The sequence below is a fragment of the Dactylosporangium sp. NPDC006015 genome, assembly GCF_040614215.1.
Classification (GTDB): domain Bacteria; phylum Actinomycetota; class Actinomycetes; order Mycobacteriales; family Micromonosporaceae; genus Dactylosporangium; species Dactylosporangium maewongense.
The window spans coordinates 1-7,381 of record NZ_JBEXUD010000103.1 but is presented as its reverse complement, the minus strand read 5'-3'; the positions used below and the strand labels follow the sequence as shown (position 1 = coordinate 7,381).

Here is a 7,381-nt window from a genome sequence, read left to right as displayed (position 1 = left end):
AGTCCTGCCGCCACGAGCTACTCGACCGCACCCCGATCTGGAACGAACGCCACCTACGCCACGCTCCGCACCAGTACGAGCAGTACTACAACACCTACCGAGCCCACCAAGCCATGACGCAAGCCGCACCCCTACGAACTGTCCCCACGCCGATCACGGATCGACGACGAATCGCCCACCTCGACATACGCCGACGAGACCGCCTCGGCGGTGTCCTTCACGAGTATCAACATGCGGCTTGAGCTGCACGGACGAGGCCTTTCGGCAGGCGCACAGCTCCCCAAGGCCGCGCAGGTCGTCGCCGTCCTCGACACTCTCGCCGCGCGACGCCTCACCGTGGGCTCACCTCAAACCGCTGGGAGCGTACTGTGGCCGATTCAGGTGGGCGCCGGGCCGGGCATGCTGGTCTCGTGGTGAAAATTGTTTGCCGAATGCCCCGTGCCCTGCTCTGAAACTGTCAAGCTTGAATGGCGCCACTCGGCGCCAGGTACCGGGTTTGTGATGGAACAGGAAACGATCACATGGCTGGGCAAAGTGTCGTTTGTTGATCGCCCGACGAAGACGTCCGCGTCGCGCGGCGCCGCCACGCCCCGACGAGTGGCACGGATTCCGGTAGTCCGCCACAACCGCGGGATCGCCCGTGGCGCATTCGGCGATCCCGCAGGCCGAGATGTTCGAGGGCCGCGTGACGGCGACGGCCGCCGTCACGGTTCGCGCCGGTGCCACCGTCGCCGAACTGCTGGTCCGCGACCCTATGCATTTCCGGTCCGCGGCCAGGGCGACGCCCTCGCCTACGGCGACCTGCTGCTGGTCGGCAACGGGCAGCGCACCGACCGGCGCATGCACGCCGTTGCGTACGGTCAGCACCGCTGATACGACCCCGACCTGGCTGCGGCGGAGGCGTCCGCTGCGCCGCGCTGATACTCGACAAGTCACTCCAGGGGAGGTCGAAGTGATCAGTAGGAAGCGCGCGCCGGTGCCCGGCGCCAGTCAGCTGCAGTCAGCCGCACGCCGTGTGCTCTCCTGGCTGCCCAGTCACACGCGAGGCGATCCGCCGGTGGCGCTGGTGTACCGGGGGCCGGCGTCGCTGCCCGGCTGCCCAGAGGCTGTAGCAGCGCTGCTCCAATCCAGCCGGTGGGGCTTCGACGTCCGCCACGTCGGCCCCGACGAGAACTTGCCGATCTCCGCCGAGGCCCTGGCTGGCGCGGTCCTGTACGCGCAGCCCGGCGGGGGCACCCTCGCCCACGGCTACCGGCAGCTGCGCCGCCACCGCGACGAGATCCGCTCATTCGTGGGCAACGGCGGCAGATATCTCGGGTTCTGTCTCGGCGGCTACCTCGCCGGCGCCACCCCCGGCTTCGACCTGCTCCCCGGGGACACCGACCAGTACATCGCCTCGCCCGCCGCCACCATCGCATCGAAAGACAACACCATCGTCGAGGTTGTGTGGCGGGGCCGGCGGCGCACGCTGTTCTTCCAAGACGGCCCATACTTCTGGCTACGGCCCGGCAGCGACGCAACCATCGTCGCCACCTATCCCAACGGCACCGCCGCCGCCTTGGTCGCCGGCTTCGGGCTCGGCCGAGTCGGCGTCGTCGGCCCCCACCCCGAGGCCACCGACGACTGGTACACCGATGCCGGGCTGGCTGTCGACCGGCTCGGCATCGACCTCGGCCTCGACCTGGTGGACGCGGTGATGCGGTCGTGACACAGCTCGCCCACTCCTTCAGGCCGGTTGACACCACGCCACGTCCATCACCGGGGCAGACATCCCGCAACCCGGACCGTCGACAGCGTCCCGGGTCGATGCCTTTGGCGCTCACCCGACGTGGTCATCGTTGTTTTCCGACCAGGCCACCTGGATCATCCCGGAATGGGCACCGCGCCGGCAAGCATTTCCAATGCCGGCAGGCCTGCCATGCTATCCAATAGGCTCATTTCCAGATTCCGAAGATCTCCAGATGATCCACCTGGGGACGGCCACCGTCACCATCATCGACACGGCCACGATCCGATCAATCCAACCCGTCACAAATTTGATAAGCATCCCAGTGCCCACATTTCGGGTGAACCACATTGATGTAATTTTCTATGATCGGATTTCTTGCAATATATTCACCGGCATGGTTCCGATGGGGTTTCCCGCCCCAAGCCAGTTGATCAAGGCATACCAGCCTTCGTCGACCCGATAGGAGCAAGCCGTGCCCGCGTACCCCTCCATCGTCAGACGCGCGTTCGCCGCCGCAATGATCACGCTACTTGCGGTGCTCTTCGGAGCGATTTCCGCCCAGACCTCGGCGGCCGCCCAGCCGGTCGCCCCGGGCAGCAGCTTGTACGAAACCGTATCCGCCGCGATCATGCAGCGGGCGCAACAAAGCCAGTTGCAGGCAACCGCCGCCGGGCGGCAATCGCGGGTCGACGTCCAACGTCGAGCCGGCGACTGGGCCTTCGGCAGCGCGGTTCTGACCGCACCCGCGAAGCCCGACCAGTACCCGATGGGGTGGATGTTTCTCGCCCACCGCACCGGTACTGGCTGGCAGGCAATCCTCGACGGCACCGCGCAATTCAGCGCTCTGGCCAGTCAAGCGCCGGCAGCCATCGTGTCCGCTCGGGAGCGCCAAGTGCTGGGGCCGGCCGCCGCCACGATAATGTCCACGGCGGACACCACATACAACACCGGGTTGCGCCTGCCCTTCGCGATCGGCCAGTCCTGGAGACTCACCGGCGGCCCGCACGGTTGGAACGGCTCCGACACCCCATACAGCTCAATAGACCTGAATGGTGGTGACTTCCGCGTGCTGGCCCCCGGCAGCGGCACCGCATACCTGATGTGCGACGGGAACAGCTCGGGCCAGTACGGCGGCTGGGTGCGTGTCTACCACGGCAGTGGCTACACCACCGACCATTATCACCTGTGGGCGCCTGTCAACTACAACGGCGGCTCCGTCAGCGAAGGGGCATTCCTCGGCTACACCGGCACCGACGTGTCCTGTGGCGGTTCCGCCCCCTATCGGCACGTCCATTGGTCCATCCTCAACGGCAGCACCCGAGTGTCGTGGAACACGCGATCTGCCGGTAATTGGGTGTTCATCAGTGGGCCGGCGCCGTACGCCGGCTACGCGCTGCACGGCAGCACGAAGGTCGATGCCGGGGGGCAGCACACGGACGCCGGTGGAGCGCTGTACAACTATGGCGCCCTCAACTTCAACCAGGGCATCGTCGACGCCAACGACGATACGTACATCAACAAGCGCTCAGGACCCGGCACCGGATACGCCATCGTCGGTTCCGTTACCGACGGCACCACCGTCACCATCTCCTGCTGGCGCAACGGCACGAACCTCACCGGCCGTTGGGGCCCCACCGCGGTTTGGGACAAGCTGACCGACGGCACCTGGGTCAGCGACGCGTACGTCTACACCGGAGCGGACACCATCGGGCCGAACTGTTAGGCGGTACAAGGTGGTCCGGACCGGCGTCAATACCGGTCCGGACCATTTGGTTCAGTCGCCCAGTTCGGTTGATATGCGGTACGCGCGGATGATGGTTTGTTCGACCTTGGTGCCGTTGGCGTCGATGGAGGTGGCTCGCAGGGATACAAACCCATCGCGGTTGGGGTGTTGCAGCGTCTCGATGGTCTGGTCGCCGGCTCGCTGGAGCGGGGCCGGTTGCCAGCTGCCGCCGTCGTCGTAGGAGACCTCGACGGTGAGCGTGGTGGGCGCGGTGGCGGTCGAGCCTGGCAGTGGTGTGACGGTGACTGGAACGGCGTACCTGCCGGTCGCGCGTGCGGTGTTGAGCGCGTTGAGCTTGAGGCTGAAGCGGATCACCGAGAGGGGCAGGGCGGTTCGCGTGGTGGTGTACGCGGAGCGGAAGGTCCACGCGACGCTGGTGCAGGTGGACAGCGTGCCGGGGGCGCCGCGGTCGGCCTCGATCTGCAGTCGATAGGTTCCCTCGCCCGCCGGGACGCTGAACTGCACGACGCCCTCGGCCTCCGAGCCGGGGATCTCGACGCCGTCACGGGTCAGCGTGGTCCGCGCGTCCGCCGTGTAGGACCTGCCGAAACGGCCGGCGCCGTCACCGTACAGGCCCACCAAGGGCCAGATCAGGTCCCTGTCGCGGTACGGCGGGTTCCTGGGGCTGAAGGACGGGCCGAAGACGCCGCGGTTCCACCGTTGGGCGTCATGCTGCCCGGGCTGGTAGACGGTGGGTGCGGAGACGATGTAGGCGACCCCTGGGCCTTCCATGATTTCATCCTGCCAACGCAGCCTGCCCTCGGTGGAGTAGTGCACGGTGCGGGTGAACGGCGCGTGGAACGGCACGCCGTAGTTGAAAGCGGGCCCCTCGCCGTCGGGTGACGAGGCGATCCCACCGTCACGCCAGGGTGGAATCGTCGCGTTGACGTATGGCGAGGTCAGAACGCCGGTGGCCTGGCTGCCGTAGTCGGCGCGCACGGTGGCCAGATCCCGGCTGGTGACCTGCCGGTTGAACCCGGTGATCATCTGACCCTTGCTGACCCAGGTCAAATTGTAGATCTCGGGGCTGTCGGTGATCGTGCCGTCCGGGCCTGGGCGGGCCCAGACGCTGTTCACGACGGAGGTGACGAAGGGCTCGCTGACCTGCGGACCGATCCGCGCGCGGTGCACATGCCGGCAAAGGATGCGCCGACCACGGAATCCTTCACGCCGGAGCTGCCCTGGTGGCTGATCGTGGTGACCTCGGCCCACACCGAGATCGCCGATCGGTCCGGGATCCCAACGCGGATCGGTTTGCCGAGCCGGGCGTCCAGGTTCACCTGTTGCGAGGCGTTGAGGTCGACCTTCGGTTGGTTGAGCATCGTCGTGTCCTCCGCGCCGACGATCATGCTGTCGATGATGTAGCGGCCTTTCGGCAGTCGCAGCGTGACGGTGCTGTCGCCGCCCCAGAACTGGCGGATGTCCCAGAGTGCGAGCTCGGCATCCGCTGGGATCACCGCGGTGGAGTAGACGTTGCTGGGCGTGCCGTCGCGGCCGGTGTGTACGAGAGTGAGGTCGTAGCTCTCCACTTCCCGGGCGACGGCGAGCGGGGATCGCACCTGAACGCCGCCGCCGGTGGCGGTGAGGTAGCCGGTGAACGCGTCGTCCTCGGTGCCCACCCGGGTGTCCGCGGTGACGGTGGCCCTGCCGCCCGACGGCACCGTGAGGGGGTTGCGGGAGAGGGTGAACATCCCCGCTGGTGCGGGACGGCCCGCCGGCCCGGTCGCGGTGACCGCGAGGTTCAGGGTGATGTCGTCCGGGCCGGCGTTGGTGTAGGTCAGCTCGGTGGTGATGGGCTGGTCGTCGCCGTGTGGCCAGCGTTGCTCGCCGAAGCTGAGGTCGGCCGGTGTGGCGAAGACGGGTTGGGTGATGGCGTGGGCCAGGTCCAGCCGGCCGGCACCCTGAGCGAAGACACCCAGCGAGGGATTAGGCTGCGCCGAGCCCATCAACGCGGCCTTCAGCTGCTCCGGAGACCATTGCGGGTGTCGCTGCTTGAGTACCGCGGCGGCCCCGGCCACGTGCGGGGTCGCCATCGATGTGCCCGACTGCGTTACGTACGGCTGGCCGGGCTCGCCGAATCCGGCGTCCTTGCCACGCGCGGCGGTGATGTCCACGTCGGGCGCGGTCAGGTCGGGCTTGATCGACTGGTCACCGGTGCGCGGGCCGCGGCTGGAGAAGTCAGCGAGCTGGTCGGTCTTGGTTCCCGACCCTGGTCACCAGCAGCCGGCCGGGTGGTTGCAGCAGGGTGGGCACCTGATCGAAGAAGGCCTGCACGCAATCGAGGGCGGTGTGTGCCCGCAACGGACCACCCAGAGCCATGATCCAAAGGGGCGAGACACCTTGACTCTTTCAGGCGCAACGTCAAGGTGTCTGATCACTGGCCCGCGCGAAGGCAGACACGGAAGCGCAAGCCAGTGACCAGCAAGAACACGCCCGGATTCCAGATCGTTTGGAACCGAACAAGCCGAGTCAAGGGGTTCAGTAGCGACATGCTTGACCCGACATTCAAATCAAAGAATGAAAGAGGGCTTCTGCAGGTAGCCTGACCTGCGGAAACCCTCTACTTGTCGGGACGGCGGGATTCGAACCCACGACCCCTTGACCCCCAGTCGTTGGAGGCCCCAGCGACGTGCTCAAGCACGTTCTCCCAGGTCACCGAAAGCATAAGCCGGCCGAGTAAAAGGGGTCCAACAGATCACCTCATCGTGACGACCATACGTGCGACCGCCGGACCTGCCGGGCCAGTCCACCTGCCCAGATCAGGACGCAATGAGCTCGGCGATGCGCAGAGTGGCCTGGCGGCGCCGGGCGGCGCTGACCCGCGTGTAGTAGCGCATGAGGTGCCGGGGTCATGCCCGAGAGTTCGGCGACCTCGTGAATGCCGTACTCGTCATCGAGCAAGCTCGAGACCAGCAGATGCCGGACCTGATGCGGTCCGATCGGGCGGACCCCGGCACGTGCGGCGAGTCGGTTGAATCGGCTGGTGACATTGTCCGGCCGCAGCGGTTGACCAGTACGGCCGGTGAACATGTACCGCGACCCCGTCGGTGTCTTCGGGTGCGCCTTCGCGGTGCTCAACGTCGTGAGGGTCGCCGGGTCCAGCAGCAGGGTGCGGGTGCCGTTGTGGGACTTGGGCGGCTTCTCCCGCACCTGGCTCGTCGGGTCCTCGACGATTCGCTGCCGGCACACCTTGAGACTGCCCTGCTCCGGCTCCAGATCACGCCACATCAGCCCACACAGCTCGCCGCGGCGCAGCCCCGTCGTCAGCAGCAGCCGCCACAACGGATAGAGCCGATCACCCCGAACATGCTCGAGGAAGCGTCGAGCTTCGGCCAAGGTCCACACCGGTCGATTGGTGCGATGAGGCTGGCGAGGTCGTCGGCGGCTCGGCGACGACGCCCTGCGTTGACGCGGGAGTAATAGCGCATCAACGTCGCGGGGGCATGGCCCAGGCGTTCGGCGACTTCCGGGATGCCGTATCCGTGGCTGAGCGAGCGGCAGGCCCTGTATCCATCACCGTGCGTCGTCGAGTTCACAAAACGGCACCGACGGCAGCCTCTGCTCGTTCGTCCTCGACGTGGCGCCAGGACCTTGCCTGCCCGTGGTGCTCCGCGGTCGGGGAGCTGGGCCGAGAACAGGTCTGACCGCCGGCGCCGTGCCCCTGGGCGGACAGGGCGCCCGGCACTGCAGTCACGGTGATGGCCGGAGTGCATGCCAGGGCTCCGGCGAACGCCGGTCGCTGCCGAGGAGGGCCAGCGCGACCTGAACAGCGCGGATGCGATGGAACCTCCAGGGGCGGGACTCGGTCCGTCACTTGACGGCTCCTTGCATCAGCGCCTTGACGAAGTTGCGCTGGAAGATCAGGAAGA

General features: G+C 67.0%; 4 protein-coding genes and 1 pseudogene. 2 read left to right on the top strand and 3 right to left on the bottom strand.

Translation table 11 applies throughout. The features are described from left to right. Window positions 1-1,057: 1,057 nt before the first annotated feature. Together ABZ321_RS57985 and ABZ321_RS57980 are read left to right on the top strand one after the other, a co-directional pair. Window positions 1,058-1,708 carry a BPL-N domain-containing protein gene (locus ABZ321_RS57985; protein WP_344508936.1) on the top strand — a complete coding sequence of 217 codons (651 nt, stop codon included), beginning with the start codon at window positions 1,058-1,060 and terminating at the stop codon, window positions 1,706-1,708. A gap of 493 nt (window positions 1,709-2,201) precedes the next feature. Further along, the gene (locus ABZ321_RS57980) at window positions 2,202-3,452 is read left to right on the top strand and encodes a peptidase M23 (RefSeq protein ID WP_354905624.1); all 1,251 of its coding nucleotides are present in this window, start codon (window positions 2,202-2,204) and stop codon (window positions 3,450-3,452) included. A gap of 51 nt (window positions 3,453-3,503) precedes the next feature. Here ABZ321_RS57980 and ABZ321_RS57975 read toward each other — a convergent pair whose 3' ends face one another. The 3 genes and pseudogenes from ABZ321_RS57975 to ABZ321_RS57965 all read right to left on the bottom strand — a co-directional run bounded on the left by ABZ321_RS57975 (window position 3,504) and on the right by ABZ321_RS57965 (window position 6,857). Further along, entirely contained in the window at window positions 3,504-4,643 is a 1,140-nt protein-coding gene (locus tag ABZ321_RS57975) for a hypothetical protein (protein WP_354905621.1), read from the bottom strand. Continuing rightward, window positions 4,586-5,698, bottom strand: a pseudogene (locus ABZ321_RS57970) (S8 family serine peptidase); the annotation flags it as partial. The pseudogene ABZ321_RS57970 and the gene ABZ321_RS57975, both read right to left, overlap by 58 nt. A gap of 514 nt (window positions 5,699-6,212) precedes the next feature. Beyond that, a complete protein-coding gene (locus tag ABZ321_RS57965; protein WP_354905618.1) occupies window positions 6,213-6,857 on the bottom strand; it encodes a site-specific integrase in 645 nt (214 codons plus the stop codon). Window positions 6,858-7,381 lie beyond the last annotated feature (524 nt).